This window comes from Octadecabacter temperatus (genome assembly GCF_001187845.1).
Classification (GTDB): Bacteria; Pseudomonadota; Alphaproteobacteria; order Rhodobacterales; family Rhodobacteraceae; genus Octadecabacter; species Octadecabacter temperatus.
In genome coordinates, this window is the sequence record NZ_CP012160.1 from 2,027,482 (window position 1) to 2,044,661 (window position 17,180).

General features: G+C 54.3%; 18 protein-coding genes. 6 read left to right on the top strand and 12 right to left on the bottom strand.

Translation table 11 applies throughout. From position 1 onward, the window contains the following. Positions 1-96: 96 nt before the first annotated feature. From OSB_RS10225 to OSB_RS10265, 9 genes are all read right to left on the bottom strand, one after another. Complete coding sequence (locus tag OSB_RS10225; protein ID WP_049834907.1) at positions 97-708, bottom strand: NADH-quinone oxidoreductase subunit C; 612 nt, start codon at positions 706-708, stop codon at positions 97-99. Between the two features lie 5 nt (positions 709-713). After that, a complete protein-coding gene (locus OSB_RS10230) occupies positions 714-1,238 on the bottom strand; it encodes a NuoB/complex I 20 kDa subunit family protein (protein ID WP_049834908.1) in 525 nt (174 codons plus the stop codon). Further along, on the bottom strand, positions 1,238-1,603 hold the full coding sequence (locus OSB_RS10235) for an NADH-quinone oxidoreductase subunit A (RefSeq protein WP_049836120.1): 366 nt from the start codon (positions 1,601-1,603) through the stop codon (positions 1,238-1,240). The genes OSB_RS10230 and OSB_RS10235 overlap by 1 nt, the downstream gene beginning before the upstream one ends. A 162-nt stretch (positions 1,604-1,765) precedes the next feature. After that, a complete protein-coding gene (locus OSB_RS10240) occupies positions 1,766-2,221 on the bottom strand; it encodes a hypothetical protein (RefSeq protein WP_049834909.1) in 456 nt (151 codons plus the stop codon). 44 nt (positions 2,222-2,265) lie between these two features. After that, positions 2,266-2,784, bottom strand: a complete 519-nt coding sequence (locus OSB_RS10245; protein ID WP_049834910.1) for a lysozyme inhibitor LprI family protein — start codon at positions 2,782-2,784, stop codon at positions 2,266-2,268. Further along, positions 2,781-3,275 carry a lysozyme inhibitor LprI family protein gene (locus OSB_RS10250; RefSeq protein ID WP_049834911.1) on the bottom strand — a complete coding sequence of 165 codons (495 nt, stop codon included), beginning with the start codon at positions 3,273-3,275 and terminating at the stop codon, positions 2,781-2,783. The genes OSB_RS10245 and OSB_RS10250 overlap by 4 nt, the downstream gene beginning before the upstream one ends. Beyond that, the gene (locus tag OSB_RS10255) at positions 3,272-3,700 is read right to left on the bottom strand and encodes a hypothetical protein (RefSeq protein WP_143831247.1); all 429 of its coding nucleotides are present in this window, start codon (positions 3,698-3,700) and stop codon (positions 3,272-3,274) included. The genes OSB_RS10250 and OSB_RS10255 overlap by 4 nt, the downstream gene beginning before the upstream one ends. 161 nt (positions 3,701-3,861) lie before the next feature. After that, a complete protein-coding gene (locus tag OSB_RS10260) occupies positions 3,862-5,082 on the bottom strand; it encodes a DegT/DnrJ/EryC1/StrS family aminotransferase (protein WP_049834913.1) in 1,221 nt (406 codons plus the stop codon). Positions 5,083-5,123: 41 nt separating this feature from the next. Further along, positions 5,124-5,792, bottom strand: coding sequence for an HAD-IA family hydrolase (locus OSB_RS10265; RefSeq protein WP_049834914.1), 669 nt, complete (start codon positions 5,790-5,792; stop codon positions 5,124-5,126). Positions 5,793-5,909: 117 nt separating this feature from the next. On the opposite strand from OSB_RS10265, the gene glmU reads away from it, so the two are divergent. The 4 genes from glmU to OSB_RS10285 are packed head-to-tail and all read left to right on the top strand — an operon-like array spanning position 5,910 to position 10,467. Beyond that, a complete protein-coding gene (glmU, locus tag OSB_RS10270; RefSeq protein WP_049834915.1) occupies positions 5,910-7,262 on the top strand; it encodes a bifunctional UDP-N-acetylglucosamine diphosphorylase/glucosamine-1-phosphate N-acetyltransferase GlmU in 1,353 nt (450 codons plus the stop codon). Positions 7,263-7,264: 2 nt separating this feature from the next. Then, positions 7,265-9,082 (top strand): glutamine--fructose-6-phosphate transaminase (isomerizing), encoded by a 1,818-nt coding sequence (gene glmS / locus OSB_RS10275; protein ID WP_049834916.1) that lies wholly within the window; start codon positions 7,265-7,267, stop codon positions 9,080-9,082. Beyond that, positions 9,079-9,768: a DNA alkylation repair protein gene (locus OSB_RS10280; RefSeq protein ID WP_049834917.1), complete on the top strand. Its 690-nt coding sequence runs from the start codon at positions 9,079-9,081 to the stop codon at positions 9,766-9,768. Before glmS ends, OSB_RS10280 begins: the two co-directional genes overlap by 4 nt. 54 nt (positions 9,769-9,822) lie before the next feature. Beyond that, entirely contained in the window at positions 9,823-10,467 is a 645-nt protein-coding gene (locus OSB_RS10285; RefSeq protein ID WP_049834918.1) for a nucleoside/nucleotide kinase family protein, read from the top strand. Here the strand turns inward: OSB_RS10285 and ade are convergent. The 3 genes from ade to OSB_RS10300 form a co-directional block, all read right to left on the bottom strand. Next, positions 10,464-12,158 carry an adenine deaminase gene (ade, locus tag OSB_RS10290; RefSeq protein WP_049834919.1) on the bottom strand — a complete coding sequence of 565 codons (1,695 nt, stop codon included), beginning with the start codon at positions 12,156-12,158 and terminating at the stop codon, positions 10,464-10,466. The two genes, OSB_RS10285 and ade, sit on opposite strands and share 4 nt — an antisense overlap. Positions 12,159-12,221: 63 nt before the next feature. Next, the gene (locus tag OSB_RS10295; protein WP_049834920.1) at positions 12,222-14,267 is read right to left on the bottom strand and encodes a putative bifunctional diguanylate cyclase/phosphodiesterase; all 2,046 of its coding nucleotides are present in this window, start codon (positions 14,265-14,267) and stop codon (positions 12,222-12,224) included. Positions 14,268-14,312: 45 nt separating this feature from the next. After that, positions 14,313-14,984, bottom strand: coding sequence for a glutathione S-transferase family protein (locus tag OSB_RS10300; RefSeq protein WP_082166452.1), 672 nt, complete (start codon positions 14,982-14,984; stop codon positions 14,313-14,315). A 183-nt stretch (positions 14,985-15,167) separates the two neighbouring features. On the opposite strand from OSB_RS10300, the gene OSB_RS10305 reads away from it, so the two are divergent. After that, on the top strand, positions 15,168-16,892 hold the full coding sequence (locus tag OSB_RS10305; RefSeq protein WP_074202222.1) for an adenosylcobalamin-dependent ribonucleoside-diphosphate reductase: 1,725 nt from the start codon (positions 15,168-15,170) through the stop codon (positions 16,890-16,892). Then, positions 16,889-17,110: a DUF1653 domain-containing protein gene (locus OSB_RS10310; protein WP_049834922.1), complete on the top strand. Its 222-nt coding sequence runs from the start codon at positions 16,889-16,891 to the stop codon at positions 17,108-17,110. Before OSB_RS10305 ends, OSB_RS10310 begins: the two co-directional genes overlap by 4 nt. The last annotated feature ends 70 nt before the right edge of the window (positions 17,111-17,180 follow it).

A 17,180-nucleotide genomic window follows, 5' to 3' on the forward strand; every position in this document is an offset into this window, starting at 1 on the left:
CAGCACTATTCGCGCCAAACAGTTTTTCCCGAACTCCGCTGATCAACAAAGCGAACGGGCCAAGCAACAAGATGCAAAGTAAAACAGCCCATCCACTCATTTCGCCTCCTCCTTGGTCTTCTCATCACCCGGAAGGATGTACTCAGCGCCTTCCCACGGGGACATGAAATCGAACTGGCGGTATTCTTGAACCAGTGACACAGGTTCGTAGACAACACGCTTTTGTACGTCGTCGTAGCGAACTTCGGTGTAACCCGTTGTCGGGAAATCCTTGCGCAGCGGATAGCCGCGGAAACCGTAGTCCGTCAGGATGCGGCGCAGGTCCGGGTGGCCCTTAAAGATGATGCCGAACATGTCGAACACTTCGCGTTCAAACCAGTTGGCGGACGGGTGAACATCCATGATGGAATGCACCATCTCGTCTTCACGGGTTTTCACACGCAGGCGAATGCGGTGGTTCTGGTACATGCTCAGGAAATGGTAAACCACGTCAAACCGCTGGGCGCGGCCCGGGTAATCAACTGCGGTGATATCAACCAAGGATGAAAACTTGCAGGTGTTATCGACCTTCAAGAATTCCACAAACCCAGCGATGTTCGCAGGGGCGACATCAACCGTCAGCTCACCACCGGTGACATCCCAAGACAGCACACAATCAGGGCGCTTGAGTTCAATGTGTTCGCCAAGCTCGTTCAAAGCATCAGACATAGCGGTTACCTTACGATTGTGCCGGTGCGGCGCATTTTGCGTTGCAATTGCAGGATGCCATAAAGCAGGGCTTCTGCTGTTGGCGGGCAACCCGGAACGTAGATGTCCACGGGCACAATGCGATCACAGCCGCGTACAACGGAATAGCTGTAGTGGTAGTAACCACCACCGTTCGCACAGGACCCCATTGAGATCACGTAGCGTGGCTCTGGCATTTGGTCATAAACCTTGCGCAGTGCGGGGGCCATTTTGTTGGTCAGCGTACCCGCGACGATCATCACATCGGACTGACGTGGGGAGGCACGGGGCGCGATACCGAAACGTTCAGCATCATAGCGCGGCATGGAGGTGTGCATCATCTCAACCGCACAGCAGGCCAACCCGAAGGTCATCCAGTGCAGGGACCCCGTACGGGCCCAGTTGATCAGATCCGCGGAAGACGTAACAAGGAAACCCTTGTCGTTCAGCTCATTGTTCAAGCCTTGGGTCGCAACCTCACGGTCAACACCAGCGGTATTCTCGCCTGCCATCACTCCCATTCGAGCGCTCCCTTCTTCCATTCGTATGCAAAGCCAACCGTCAGGACCGCCAAGAACACCATCATCGACCAGAATGCCGCCATGCTGATGTCACCAAAGGCGACAGCCCATGGGAACAAGAACGCGATTTCGAGGTCGAAAATAATGAACAAGATCGAAACAAGGTAAAAACGCACGTCAAACTTCATGCGCGCATCATCAAAGGCGTTAAATCCGCACTCATACGCAGACACTTTTTCCGGATCAGGATTGCGCACCGCCAGAACGACAGCGGCAAGGATCAAAATTATGCCCAGCACGATGGCGAGCCCTAAAAAGATGATGATTGGCAGGTATTCTCTGAGCATCTCGTCCACGAGCGACAACTCCAACGTTGGCGGGCACGCAGCGGCGGGCCCTAATGTTGCTTGCTCGTTTATCTCGCGGACCTTTGAGGGTCAACGGGCCGAGACGTCACATATGGACGCAATTGCACCTATTCGGGTGTTTTTTGAACGCCCCGCCCCCGCGACACAGATTTAGGCCGCTTTATCGTCCTCAACGGAGTATTTACGATAGCGGTGACGATAGATCAGGTTCGGGCGGTCTGCGTCGATCAGGTAGAACAGAATACCCACACTTGCGATCATTTCAAACAGGGTGATTAAGTCGCCACCACCGCCCAAACCGCGCACCAATGCGTAGGCCGTCAACGCCGCGGAAATCATCGCCATAATCACAGCCCACGGCACGCGCAGCGCTAAGCCCAAGCCAACAAGGAAGGGCCAAATGCTGTTCAAGAACGCGCCGCCTAAGCCCATGCCGTAGTCAAATGACAGCCAGAATTTGAGGATCGAAATCCCTATGAAATAGACAACGATCACCCACTCAATCGGCCCCAGTTTACCAAGTGGATGCGCATGTGCTTCCTGCGCAGTCACGTTAACCCACGGAATACCTGAGTAAAAATCGCGGCGGCTTGGTTTATCGGACATAAGAAGTGCCTTTTGGTTTTGGTGCGAGCTAGGCGCGAAATTGATTACCGAATGTGGTCTTCAAGGAACCGGAGATAAATAGCACGCTCAGCAGTTTTTCGCATGCGACATTGGGCCCCTTCTATTTGGCGCATAGATCCTTCGCCCCAGATTGCATAGGCCAGCGTGCAATCGGCATCCCGTGCTGGGATCCAAGCGCGCTGCGCATCACGCAGAGAGTCTTCGCGGTTCGCGAATTCGGGAAACAGCTTTGCGGTATCCGCGTCGATTCTTTGAAACGCTGCAATCATCTCTGCATAGTCGCGGTTCAACAATCGGTCCCACGCTTCGGCTTCAGCGTGCGCACAGAATGCCATTCCCAATGTCGTATAGCCGTTAGGATCGGCTTCCATGCAGATCGACGATCCCAGCCCAATACAAGCTGTTGCTTCTGCGCGATCTTCAGCACCATCAAAACAGGCAGCCGTGACATCCATATGGGGCATCAACGCAAGGACCGCTGGCTGCGGTTCGGCAAAGGCGGCAAATGGAACAAGGCATGAAAGCCCCAATAGACGAATCATTGGCGGTACGACCTTTCGACATATTGCAGCTGGAAAACCTGCCGCGCTGTTTCACGCAACTGACATTCATTCGCTGCAGGCCCCGCACCAGAGCCAAATGGCATGGCCCGCGCAAGTGCATGACCGCACGTTGCGTCACGGTACGCGATCCATGCGCGCTGCATATCGCGGACAGCGTCTGTAAGCTGGCCTTGCTCATATCCGACATCCATACCCTCATGGGTTTTAGCGTGTTCAAGAACCCGCGCGTAGGAATTGTTGAGAAAACCATCCCAAACCTCGGCTTCGGCAGCCAGACAGGCGGAAATCACCATGTCGGCCCCGCCCCCATTGCGCTGTGCACACACGTCCGCCTGACGCCCAACGCACCGCATTGGGGTTTCGTCGTTTATCGCAAGGCAACGATCAATCAGATGCGGATCAATGTTGAAATCCTGCGCGGCGGAAGGTGCCGCAAGTGCGATGAGGAGAACGCTCAACAGATGTTTCATTCTGTATCCCCGACAAGTTCCGCGACCAGATCAGCTGCGATGAACTCCATAGACGTGCGCCAGTTTATCTCGATCTCACATTCAAGCCGTTCTGGGCCGTCGTCGATTTCGTCTTGGCAACGCTCAAGCCCAGATAGGTGTAGCATCCCAACACCCGCACGCCCCGCATCAACAGCAGCAGCGGCACGAGTCTCAACTTGGGTTTGCCAGAATACCAAATCATCTTGCTTGCACGCATCACGGCGATCAAACAGCACATAGCCCAGCGCATCGCATGATTGTCCCATTGGTACATGACGTTCACCGCACACAATCGGTCCCATCACTTCCAGCATCGCGTTGTCCGGATTGTCGATCATCAACTGAATGAAGCAGGCCTCAAACCCAGTCACGTCTTCCTGCGGAATGTCTGCATCTTCAGCCATGGCGGATGACCCAAACATAGTTGTGACTACGAGAGCTAAAACACGCATATTCGTTCCCATTTACCTTTGTCACATCGAAGCCAAAACGTCCCGGCAATGGCTTCAATCAATTGCGGTCTTTCTGCAAGATAACGTTCAGGATTGAAATAGCGGTGGGCCGACTATGTGATCGCCCCAGCCCCGCTTTGCCAAACAGCACCAACTTCGGCGCGAATGATGCGTGCAATCTGAGCACAATCTTGCGTCGAGAACGTCAGCGGAAGGCGCATATCGATGATCCCTGCCAAAATACGGTCGCTCTTTGGCATCGGCTCGGACGCAGCATAGCGCCAGCTGTCATAGCGCGATGTAAAGCCTGTGGGTTCAGCCCCGCCAAACCACTTTAGTTCGACTCCACGCTTAAGGCAGCGTGTTATGACGTCTTGAACCGCATCGGGCTTCCAGTCCAGTAGCAAGAACTGGAACGAGGACGCAACGAAGTCTTCAGCTGCCGGACGATCGATCAGTTTTAAACCTGGGGTATCTTTCAGGCCTGCTTCAACCTCGCGGTACAGCGCATTCCAACGGTCACATTGCGTTTTTAAACCAGCGAGTTGTGGGCGAAGTATCGCGGCGCGCAGGTTGTCCATTCGCCCTGAAATGTTGGGCGTTTCATATTTGATCTGCTTAAAGGTTTCGGGCGGCGGTGCTGCGCGGTGACGTTCAAACAGCATATAGCTGCCCGACATCATGATCGCGCGGGCCATTCCGTCAGAATCGTCAGAGATCAGCAAGCCACCTTCGCCGGAATTCATGTGCTTGTAGGTCTGGGTCGAATAACAGCCAAACTTGCCCCAACGCCCAGAAGGTTTGCCGTTCCACTCGGCCCCCATTGTATGGGCGCAGTCTTCAATCACTGTCACCCCAGCCCCGTCACAAAGCGCCATCAGCGCATCCATGTCGCAGATATGACCGCGCATATGGGACAGCAACAGCACGCTGGCTTGGCCGATTTTTGCGGCGAGATCATCAAGATCGATCACCAGATTCTCAGTCACGCCAACAAAAACAGGCGCGGCCCCAACTGCGGCAATCGCGCCCGGAACAGGGGCAAGAGTGAACGCATTGGTCAGAACCTTGTCACCATGTTTGACGCCACAGGCCCGCATAGCCGTGGTCATCGCATAGCCACCCGACGCCACAGCAAGGCAGTACTTTGCCCCCGTGTAGGTGGCGAACTCTTCTTCCAGCAACGCCGCTTCGGCAATTTCACCATCCACGGTGTTATAGCGGTGCAACCGTCCATGCCCCATTACAGCCAAGACCGCATCAATGCCCGCCTGCGCAATAGGTTCTTGTTGGGTGAAACTACCGGTGAACTGTTCTGTGTAATTCTTTGTCATGTGGCATGTGTGGGGGTGCACGCCTCACGCGTCAATGGTGTTTACGCGCCGGCCAAAAGCCGCTCAACAACTGACGGAAGTTCTGCGAAGTCATCAATCAATGCTTCAGGCTTGAGCGCAGCCATATCCTCACCGGATGGGCCAAACGTCACAAGGATCGACGGAACCCCTGCGGCCAATGCCGTATTGCGGTCCGTATCACTGTCCCCGACCAAACAAGTCTTGGCAGTATCACCGCCCAAACGCCGCACAGCTTCAAACAAATGCTCTGGATCAGGCTTGCGGACGGGCAACGTGTCGGCCCCCACAAGGGATGCGAACGCATCGCGCACACCCAACCGTTTCATCAACTCCTCAGCCAGACCTTCTGGCTTGTTCGTCGCGATGCCCACGCCGTAACCCGCTGATTTTAAAGCCTCAACAGCATCCATCGCCCCATCATACATGACCGTATGTGTATCGATATCCTTTGCATAGGTTTCAAGCAGCACCGGATACTGGCGCAAGATTTCATCCTCGCCAAAGCCGTCAACGCGGCTAAACCCAAGCGACAGCATCGCACGCCCACCACGCAGGGCCGTCCCTGCATCCTTTGCCGGATCAAGCAAAGCGCCCAGACCGAGCCCCTCAAAGCAGACATTCGCGGCCGCTATCAAATCGCCCGACGTGTCCGCCAGTGTTCCATCTAAATCAAAAATGACTGAGCGCATGATGTTTTCCCCTGTTTACCCTTCTGTAACGCAGCGACATGGGATGTGAAGCCCCCAGACTTGCGCAATCAGCATTCCTGCGTATGAAGGTGGAAAAATTACAACCTTGAGGCAAATATGACAGTCGCTCTTATTATTTTGGCCGCAGGAAAAGGCACTCGGATGCAATCCGATCTGCCCAAAGTCCTGCACAAAATCGCTGGTGCGCCGCTTTTGGTTCACGCGATGAAGGCCGGTGCAACCCTTGAGCCTGAGAAAACTGTCGTTGTTGCTGGCCACGGCGCTGAGCTGGTGGAAGTCGCTGCACGCGATTGGTCCGACGATGTTGATGTTGTTTTGCAGACAGAACAGCTCGGCACAGCGCATGCAGTGCAGCAAGCGGGCGATGCGCTTGCAGGTTTCGGCGGCGACGCGATTGTTTTGTACGGTGACACACCGTTCATTCAGCCGGAAACCCTTGATGCGATGTTGGCAGCACGTGCCGAGCATGATGTGGTTGTTTTGGGCTTTGACGCCGCTGATCCTGGTCGCTACGGGCGCTTGGTTATGGATGGTGATGCGCTAAGCGCGATTGTAGAATTCAAAGACGCGACTGACGCCGAACGTGCCATAACGCTTTGTAATTCAGGTGTGATTTGCGCAAAGTCCGACGTTCTGTTCGACCTTATCGACAGCGTTTCAAACGAAAACGCGTCCGGCGAATATTACCTTACAGACATCATCGGTATCGCCCGTTCCAAAGGCCTATCCGCCACTGTTGTGCGCTGTGATGAAGCCGAAACCATGGGCATCAATTCACGTCCTGAACTGGCCGTCGCCGAGGTTGCCTTTCAAACCCGCGCCCGTGCGGATGCTCTCGAAAATGGCGTTTCCATGCATGCCCCTGACACCGTCTATTTCAGCCATGATACCTATATTGGTGCGGACACGGTGATTGAGCCAAATGTCGTATTTGCCCCAGGCGTGACCGTTGAAAACAACGCCACCATCCGTGCTTTTAGCCACCTTGAGGGCTGCCATGTATCGCGTGAAAGCGTCGTTGGCCCCTATGCGCGCCTGCGCCCCGGCGCCGAACTGTCTGAAGGCGTGAAAATCGGAAACTTCGTGGAAGTTAAAAATGCGACGATCGATGCGGGCGCGAAGGTGAACCACCTCAGCTACATTGGTGACGCACAGATCGGTGAGAAATCCAATGTCGGCGCAGGTACGATTACGTGTAATTACGACGGCGTGTTTAAACATCGCACAACGATTGGCAAAAACGTGTTTGTCGGGTCGAACACAATGCTTGTCGCCCCTGTCACACTGGGCGACGAGAGCATGACTGCCACCGGAACAATCGTCACAAAAGACGTACCCGATGGTGATTTGGCCGTTGGTCGCGCCCGTCAAGAGAACAAGACAGGTTTTGCCCGTCGGATGTTCGAAAAGTTAAAGTCTAAGAAGGCAAACGCCGCTAAGGAGTCCTGAAAATGTGTGGAATTGTAGGTGTCCTTGGACAGCATGAAGCGGCCCCAATCCTTGTTGAGGCGCTCAAGCGGCTTGAGTATCGCGGCTATGACAGCGCGGGTATCGCGACGGTAAACAGCGGCGCGCTTGATCGCCGCCGCGCCGTTGGCAAACTGGTGAACTTGCAAGATTTGCTGGTGCATGAGCCCCTTGCCGGAAAATCCGGCATTGGCCACACCCGTTGGGCGACCCACGGCCAGCCGAACGTCAACAACGCCCACCCGCACAAATCTGGGCAAGTTGCGGTTGTCCACAACGGGATCATCGAAAACTTCCGCGAGCTGCGTGAAGAACTTGCAGAACAAGGCATCGGCTACGAGACAGACACAGACACCGAAACCGTTGCCCTGCTCGCTCAAAGTATTCTGGATCAAGGACTTAGCCCACGCGACGCCGCTGAGAAAACAATCGCGCGGCTGGAAGGCGCTTATGCGCTTTGCTTCCTCTTTGAGGGCGAAGAAGATCTGATGATCGCAGCGCGCAAGGGCTCCCCCCTTGCGATTGGGCATGGTCACGGCGAGAATTTCGTCGGCTCAGACGCCATCGCACTTGCCCCGATGACCGACAAAGTCACCTATCTGGATGAAGGCGACTGGGCGATCATCACCCGCACGTCAGTTGAAATTCGCGACGGTGAAGGCCGCATCGCCAATCGCGAAATGCGCGTCATCAACATCGACACCGCGTCTGTCGACAAAGGTGGCCACAAACACTTCATGTCCAAAGAGATTGCTGAGCAGCCGTCTGTGCTGACCAACGCGCTCGGCTACTACATAAAGAACGGCAAGATCGAACTTCCTGATCCGGGACTTGATTTCACAAAGATTGAGCGCCTGACAATGGTCGCCTGCGGTACCGCATACTACGCCTGTCTTGTGGCGAAGTACTGGTTTGAACAGGTCGCCCGCCTGCCCGTCGAAATCGACGTTGCTTCCGAATTCCGTTACCGCGAACCACCGATCACCAAAGGCACGGCGGCCCTGTTCGTCAGCCAATCCGGAGAGACCGCGGACACACTGGCCGCGTTGCGCTATTGCGAAGGCAAGGCTGACAAAATCATCTCTGTGGTGAACGTCCCCGAAAGCTCAATCGCACGCGAAAGCGATCTGCCGTTGCCCATATTGGCCGGTACTGAAATCGGCGTGGCATCGACCAAAGCGTTCACATGCCAACTGACTGTTCTTGCGATCCTTGCGATCAAAGCCGCGCAGGACCGTGGCCATATGGATGCAAAACAAGTCGCCGAGGCGCTTGAGCAAGTGAAGTCTGTTCCGGGTATCATGAACCATGCTTTGGCGCTTGGCGAACGTACAAAGGCGGTTTCGCGCAATCTTGCAGAAGCACGCGATATTCTGTTTTTGGGCCGTGGTCCGATGTATGCCCTCGCCCACGAGGGTGCGCTTAAACTAAAAGAAATCAGCTACATACACGCCGAAGCTTATGCGTCAGGTGAACTTAAGCACGGGCCAATCGCACTGGTTGATGAACACGTTCCCGTCATCGTTATGGCGCCACGTGACGCACTGTTCGACAAAACGATTTCCAACATGCAAGAAGTAATGGCCCGTGGCGGCAAGGTGCTTTTGATCACAGACGAGCAAGGCGCCAAGGAAGCCGGCCCCGGCGTTTGGGACACGATCTTGATGCCAGAGGTTGACCCTTTCGTCGCCCCCATCGTCTATGCGATCCCCGCGCAGCTGCTGGCCTATCACACCGCCGTTTCCAAAGGAACAGACGTTGACCAGCCGCGTAACTTGGCGAAATCGGTGACAGTAGAATGATCCCTCTTGAGGACGCGATTGCGGCGTTGCAAATCCACGCAAACCCGCAAAAAGCGGCTGAGATGAAAGCCTATCACAAGGTGGACCGCCCCTATTTCGGCGTGGCGAACCCGGTGATTTATGACGCCGTCAAAGAGTGGCGTGCCGCGCTTTCGCTTGAAGATCGTACAACGCTTGCCGCCGCGCTTTGGGACAGCAACATCCATGAAGCCCGCGTCGCTGCAGCAAAACTGATGGTGCAGGCCCGTATCAATCCAGATGATGCTGTCTGGGACCTGATCCAGTCATGGGTTCCACAATTTGATTCCTGGGCGATCGCTGATCACGTCAGCGGCGCAGGCTCACGTCGCCTACTGGCCGATCCATCGCGCATCGACACACTTGAGGCATGGACAACATCCGAACACCTATGGACGAAACGCGCCGCCATGGTCATGACCCTGCCCTGGACCAAAATGAACAACCCAAAACCACAGGACTTGGAAATACGCGAGCGTGTTTTGGGCTGGGCTGCTGAGTACACCAATGACCCAGCTTGGTTCATCCAAAAGTCAGTTTCGTGGTGGTTACGTGAATTAGGCCGCCATGATGCGCCGCGTGTTTGGACATTTCTGGATGCTCACGGCGATAAGATGAAACCGTCCCTTCGCAAGGATGCCAGCCGAAACTTGCCGCCGCGCTCGTAAACCTCTTGCGGAACAAACCAGCATCGATTCAAATGAGTTGAACTGGAGATCTCTTTGTTAGACCTAACGCCCCAAATCAACATTCTGGCCGAGCACATTCACGCCCTTCGCGAAGGGCCAACGCGCATTCTTGTCGCGATCGCAGGCCCGCCCGCAAGCGGTAAGACTACGCTTGCCGAAGAACTCGCACGGCGGTTGAACGCCCAGAAGTGTGAAACCGTAATCGTACCGCAGGACGGTTTTCATTTGGACAATCAAGTGCTTGAAGTGCGTAGTGATCTAAATCGCAAGGGTGCACCGCATACCTTTGACGGAGCGGGGTTCATTCATTTGGTACGCCGTCTTAAGGAACGCGCAGACGTTGCTGTTCCAGTTTTCGACCGCACCCGTGATATCGCAATCGCAGGCGCGCGGATCGTGCCAGCCAGCGCCGAGGTGGTCATTGTCGAAGGCAATTACCTGCTGTTTGACGACGCCCCATGGTTCAACCTCGCCCCTCTCTGGACACTTTCGGTGCGCCTTGACGTACCAATGGAAGACCTTCGTGCGCGGCTTATTCAACGATGGCTTGGTCACGGCTTGAGCCAAACCGCCGCCACGCGACGTGCCACAATGAACGACCTTCCCAACGCACAAGACGTATTGGACAAGGCCTTGCCCGCAATGCTGACCCTCACTGCGGACGGTCAGATCGCCTAACTGATGATCTCGAACTTCGCGACATCAACCATGCCGCGATCCGTAATCTTGAGCATCGGAATCACAGGCAGCGCGAGGAACGCAAGCTGAAGGAAAGGTTCTTCGAGCGTCACACCAAGGCTTTTGGCGGCATCTCGCAGGTCTTCCAACGTCTCGCGCACAACCTCAAACGGTTCCAAACTCATTAAGCCAGCGACCGGAAGCGCCAATTCGGCAAGGATCTTACCGTTCTGCGCCACCACAAACCCACCCTCAAGTTCAGTCATGCGATTGCTGGCCAGCGCCATGTCGTCGTAGTCCGCACCGACGCAGGCGATATTGTGGTGGTCATGGCAAACCGTTGACGCGATGGCCCCGCTTTGCAAACCAAATCCTTTAACAAATCCAGTCGCGATATTCCCGTTTATGCCATGGCGCTCAATCACGGCGATCTTGATGAGGTCGCGCGCAATATCCGGTGCCTTGTCGCCGTTTTTCGGCTCGATTTTCTCATGCAGATGTTCGGTAATGATCTTGCCAGGGATAACACCGATGACATCCGTGTCGCTCCGATTTGAAGCCGTTCGGAAATCCTGCGCCTGTACAGTTGGCGCATTCACTGAGTTGCGGCCGATGGTGGGTGTGATTTTGCGTGCCTTAAATGCCGCTTCGGCTGCATGAACGCCACCGCAAAACGTCAGTTTCGCATCGCAATTCTCTAAGCTGCCAAGGGCGGCTATATCCGCCCGCTGTCCGGGCGCAATTAGGCCGCGATCCTTCAAACCGAACGCTTCAGCCGCCGACAAGGACGCAGCACGATAAACAGCAACAGGCGACACGCCACGCGCGATGGCCGTTCTGATGAGATAATCAAGATGGCCATGTTCGCCGATATCAAGCGGATTTCGATCATCCGTGCAAAAACACATATAACTCGCGGTGCGTTCATCCAGCAGCGGCAAAAGCGCGTCGAGGTCCTTGGAAACTGACCCCTCTCGGATCAGAACCCGCAACCCTTTCTGCAGTTTATCACGGGCTTCATCGGCCGACGTCGCCTCATGTTCGGTGCGAATTCCTGCGGCGATATAGGCGTTTAGGTCTTTGCCCGAAAGCATTGGCGCATGACCGTCAATATGCCCGCCTCGAAAGGCTTCAAGTTTCGCCATGATCCCGGAATCTCGGTGAATGACACCGGGGTAGTTCATGACCTCAGCCAATCCGATGACCTGCGGATGGGAACGTAGCGGTTCAAGATCGTCCGCCTCAATCCGCGCACCAGAGGTTTCCATATTCGTTGATGGCACGCAGGAACTCAGGTTCACGCGAATATCCAAAACCGTCTCAAGTGCGGCGTCTAGGAAATATTGGATACCCGGAACGCCAAGAACGTTTGCAATTTCATGCGGATCGCAGATCGCCGTGGTGACGCCAAGTGGCGTTACGAGACGGTCAAATTCGAACGGGGTGACAAGGCTGCTTTCGATGTGAAGGTGCGTGTCGATAAAGCCTGGAACAAGCGTCAAACCACTAACATCAACGATTTCGCGACCATCATAAGACGCGCAGGTCCCGACAATCGTGTCGCCACAAATCGCGACATCGCCCTCCAACATCGCACCAGTTATGACGTCAAAAACCTGCGCCCCGCGCAAAACCACATCCGCAGGCGCATCGCCGCGCCCTTGCGAAATTTGATGAGTAAGATCGGCCATAGTGCTCTCCTGCGTTTCGCGCAACAGACAGCAGTTTCGGCATGGCGTCCAGATCGTACAGTTTTAGGCCACGCCAGTCGGGGCATTCCCTTGTAAGAATGCTTCAAACCCATCCACGTCGAGGGGACGTGTAATCAGATAGCCCTGAGCTTCCTCGCAGTTATGCTCAATCAACCAATCAAGCTGCTCTTGGGTTTCAACCCCTTCCGACACAACACGCGCGCCGATTTGCTGACCAAGAGTTAAGATTAACTGAACAATCGGGCCGGACGTGGGAAGCTGGTCAACGAATGATCTGTCGATCTTCAAACAGGTCAAAGGAAAACGTGAAATGTAAGAGAGGTTGGAATAACCGGTTCCAAAATCATCAATCGCAATGCGATATCCCATCGCGGTAATGGCTTTTAGCTTCTCGGCAATCGACACGTGATCGCCGATCAGCACCGTTTCCGTGATTTCCAATTCAATATGACCATGGGGGAAGTCCGTTTGCGACGCGAGTTTTTTCAGTAACGGCAAAAAACCGGAATCCGAGAATTGGCGGGGTGAGACGTTGAGAGACAAGTCCAAATCAAGCCCAGCATGGCGCCATGCAATCGCTTGAGCGCAGCCAATTTCAAGGACCATCTTGCCCAGCTCATCGATCAGGCCAGTTTCCTCGCATATCGAAATGAAGGCATCCGGCATCACAAGCCCATGTTCAGGTCGATTCCAACGGACGAGCCCTTCTGCGCCAACAATCTTACCTGACCGAATGTCGAGCCTAGGTTGGTAATGAAGGATGAATTCCTTGGTCTGGACCGCCCTTTTCAGTGCGACCTCTGTTTGATCACGCGCAAGCGCTGCGGCGCCCATTTCGGTGTTAAAGAATGTTACGCAGTTTCGCCCGGCCTGCTTAGACGCATATAGCGCAATATCGGCTTCTCGTAAGACATCAGTGAAGCGCTTCGTCTCATCCGTGTATCCTGCAACACCAACACTAATTGTTGAATCGATACGCGTTTTATCATGAAGGATCGGAGCGGAAATCGCGCTACGAAGTCGCTGAATTTGTTTTTCTAGGGCGACGCGTGAACACCGGCCCTCGATGACAACCACAAACTCGTCGCCACCTAGGCGTGCGATCATATCTTGCGCGCGCAATGCGGCGCGCGCACGCTCCGCGATCTGTTTAAGAACTGTATCCCCGGCCTCGTGACCGTACCTGTCATTGATAAGCTTGAAGCGGTCCACATCAAAAAAGATAATTGTACTTCCGATCGCTGCGCCTTCTTCTTCCAATTGCGCTAGGAAGTTCTGCAAATACGATCGGTTGTGCAGGTTCGTCAGTTGGTCGCGATTGGCGAGATGGCGCGCTGTGTCGCGGGCCTCTTTCAACTCACTCACATCGATCGCTGTGACAAGGATTGCCGGTTCGCCGGTCACGGCATCAGAACAGCTTTTCAGGGACAAATCAAACCAGCGCTTACCCTGCACGGTTCGCAGTTTCGTGACCAACCTATGTTCGCCGGCCGTTTCGACATGGGCAATGACCCTCTCAAAGTCGGCAGGATTATCAAACAGGCCGCTAAAGCTCTCGATTGGCGCGAGGAAAGCATTTCTTGCTGCAGGGTTCAGATAAAGAGGCGGCCCTTTCATACTGAACATTGTGATCATCACGTCCGTGTGCAAAAGCGCCTCTGCGCTGCGCAAGTTATCGGGCTGATTTTCGACATCGCCAATGGCTTCGCACTGCATCGCCATTCGGCCATCCGCGAGCTGATACCCACGATACACAACCATCACGCTTTTGGGTTTTCCGTTGGGATAAATCGTCCAAAGTTCAGTGAAAGTAGCGTCAGATCGCGAGAAATCGTTTTGATATTGCTTCAGCCGCTTTTCTACTGTCGGAGTCATGTCGGATTTCAAATCACGCGTATAAAGTTTTTCAGCCGACGGGGCTTTCCACAATTCAAGCGCCGCCGGATTTGCAAATGTTATCCGCGAATTGTCGATATCGAATATCCAAACGGCAACGTCGAGGCGTTCAAGAATATCCCCCGCGCCTGCGTCAGAAATAGAGCGCACTGAAAGCGTTGGCTCTTGCTGCATGATCGACAAGATTTTCATCAGTTCCGTAAAAGTCCTTTCACAATCGCGGTGCGTGTCAATGCATCACGATGCCCGTCGAACCCGGGTTCCAAGTTCATCGAGGGAGCTAAAGTTCTCCGTCTGGGTTACGTCTTCAATCCAACGCGCAATGTTTGGAGTTTCGTTCATATCCAATCCTGCTTCCTGCAGAACGTGGACATAGCCAAACAAGGCAATGTCCGCGACGCTATACCCTTGCTCAAGGATGAACCGACGTGTTGCCAAATGCGTGTCAAGTTTCGCCAAGCCAGGGCGCGCCGCCTTTTGCCAAGCGGCAATATCATCGAGATGAGACTCGCGTTCTTGCGGAACAATATGAGTGAAAAACCGTGCTGGCGCGATGTAAGGCTCGAGCTTGGATTGTTCGAAAAACATCCATTGCAGCGCCTCTGCGCGCGCTTTTTCCGTTTGAGGCATGAGGTAAGAGCCTTCCGCGAGATACCAGAGGATTGCGTTGCTCTCCCCGATACCTTCTCCTTCAGATGTGACAAGAAACGGAACAACACCCATCGGGTTCACGGCAAGATAATGCGCGTCCTTTTGCTCCCCTTTCAAAACGTCGACCATCTTCAAATTAAAGTCCTTACCCAATTGTTTCAACGCCAACCAAGGCTTCATGCAATTCCCCGACCCTACGCATGCATACAATTCCGTCATCAGTATTTGCCTTTCAAAAAGCGCCTCCGATGCCTTCATATTCTTAGTTGCTTAACAGTCGCCTAACTGCGGACGTATCTTTTCAATCCCCCGTGAGAGCACTTTTCCAAAAAACAGACTCGACTATCTCAAACTCAACTATAAGATTAATATCCAGATAACACTTCATTAACCATATTAGTAAATATTTGTTTAAAATAAGCTGCCTAAGTGGAAATATCAATGTATGATGTAAATCAAGAACAGACATCTCTATCCTTCTTTTCACAACCTATAGCTGAACGTATTTGGCAAACTAAATATCGATATTCCACCGCCGGCCAAGTTATCGACGATACCGTGCAGGACACCTGGGAACGTGTGGCACGGGGCCTCGCTGAGATCGAAGCGCCATCAGATCAATCCGCGACGAGCGCCGCGTTCCTTGCTGCGATGCGCAATTTCAAAGTTCTGCCAGGGGGGCGAATTTTGTCTGGTTGCGGGACCAAGCGCAATGTGACGCTCTCAAATACATTCGTTATGCGCACTATTCCGGACAGTGTTGACGGCATCATGGATACGCTCAAGGACGCCGCACTTACGATGCAAATGGGTGGCGGAATTGGCTTTGATTTCTCAACCATCCGCCCGACCGGTACGCATGTCCGTGGGTTGGATTGCCTCGCTGCCGGGCCGCTTGCAGCGATGGATATTTTCGACACCACCTGCAAAATGATCGTAAAGGGGATGGGGCGCGGCGCAATGATGGCGACGATGCGCTGTGACCACCCCGACATCGAAGCGTTTATCGTTGCGAAGTCTGATCGCACACGCCTTCGCAATTTCAATCTGTCGGTCATGGTGACTGATGCGTTTATGGATGCGGTCACCGAAGACGATGCTTGGGACTTGGTCTGGGAAGGGACTGTGATGCGCCGCCTGCGGGCACGTGATCTGTGGAACTCGATCATGAAACAGACCTACGCGACAGCCGAACCTGGCGTGCTGTTCATTGATCGCATCAACGCCCACAATCCTCTCCGGTATCTCGAAACTATATCGGCGACGAACTCTTGTGCCGAACAACCACTTCCGCCCTATGGGACCTGTCCACTCGCCTCTGTGAATCTGGCACAGCTGGTCATTGCTCCCTTCAGCCCTGATGCACGCCTTGACGTGGGTGAGCTTCGCAACCTTGTGCGAGTCGCCGTTCGTATGCTCGACAATACACTAGATGTCTCGCGCTACGCACTTGATGCACAGTGGCAGCAAGCACAAAACCAGCGGCGTATCGGCATTGGTGTAACAGGCGTTGCGGATGCGATCGCAATGCTTGGAGCGCGCTATGGGTCTGCAAAGGCCGTGTTCCTGCTTGGAAGCTGGATGCAAACTATCCAGAACGCCGCTTATCAAGCCTCAGCCCTCCTCGCGAAAGAGCGCGGCACATTTCCGCATTATGATGCGGATGCACATTTGTCGGGTGCCAATATCCAAAACCTCGACCCTGAAGTGCAGGAACTGGTGCGTAAACACGGGCTGCGTAACGGCACACTCACCACGATTGCCCCGACGGGCACGACATCGATGTTTGCCGGAAACGTTTCATCAGGTGTCGAGCCTATCTTCTCGACGTCTTTCAGCCGCGTCGTCACCAATCCGGATGGCACCAAGTCCAGTGAACGGGTCATGGATTTCGCAGCGTGGCAGTTCAGCCAGATGCATGGACCTGACACTCCTCTACCCGAGAGTTTCGTCACCACTGCCGATCTGACACCACAAGACCATGTCGCGATGCAAGCCGCCGCGCAAAAATGGGTCGACAGCGGGATTTCCAAGACTGTGAACTGCCCCGAAGACATTGCTTTTGACGACTTCAAAACCATCTACCGAGACGCCTATAATACAGGCTGCAAAGGGTGTACGACTTATAGGCCCAACAATGTCACTGGATCTATTTTGTCCCTATGAAAAAAGTCACCGCCCTCTTGCGCCGACTAACTGATGGCTCAGGCAACGCACGATGGAAGGCCACGCATCGTCACCGCAAAGGCAGGCTGTACCGCGTGGTTGGGCCTGCGATCCTCGAGGCGGACCGCTCAGCCGTGGTAATTTACGATGATGCGGACGGCACAGTCTGGGTGCGTTCAGCGGATGAGTTCAACGATGGCCGCTTCACCCCCCTCTAGGCGCGCGTGACAACAATGTAGTCGATGTGTCGCCACTTGGTTTGGTATATCCCTTACAAGGATTCGCCGA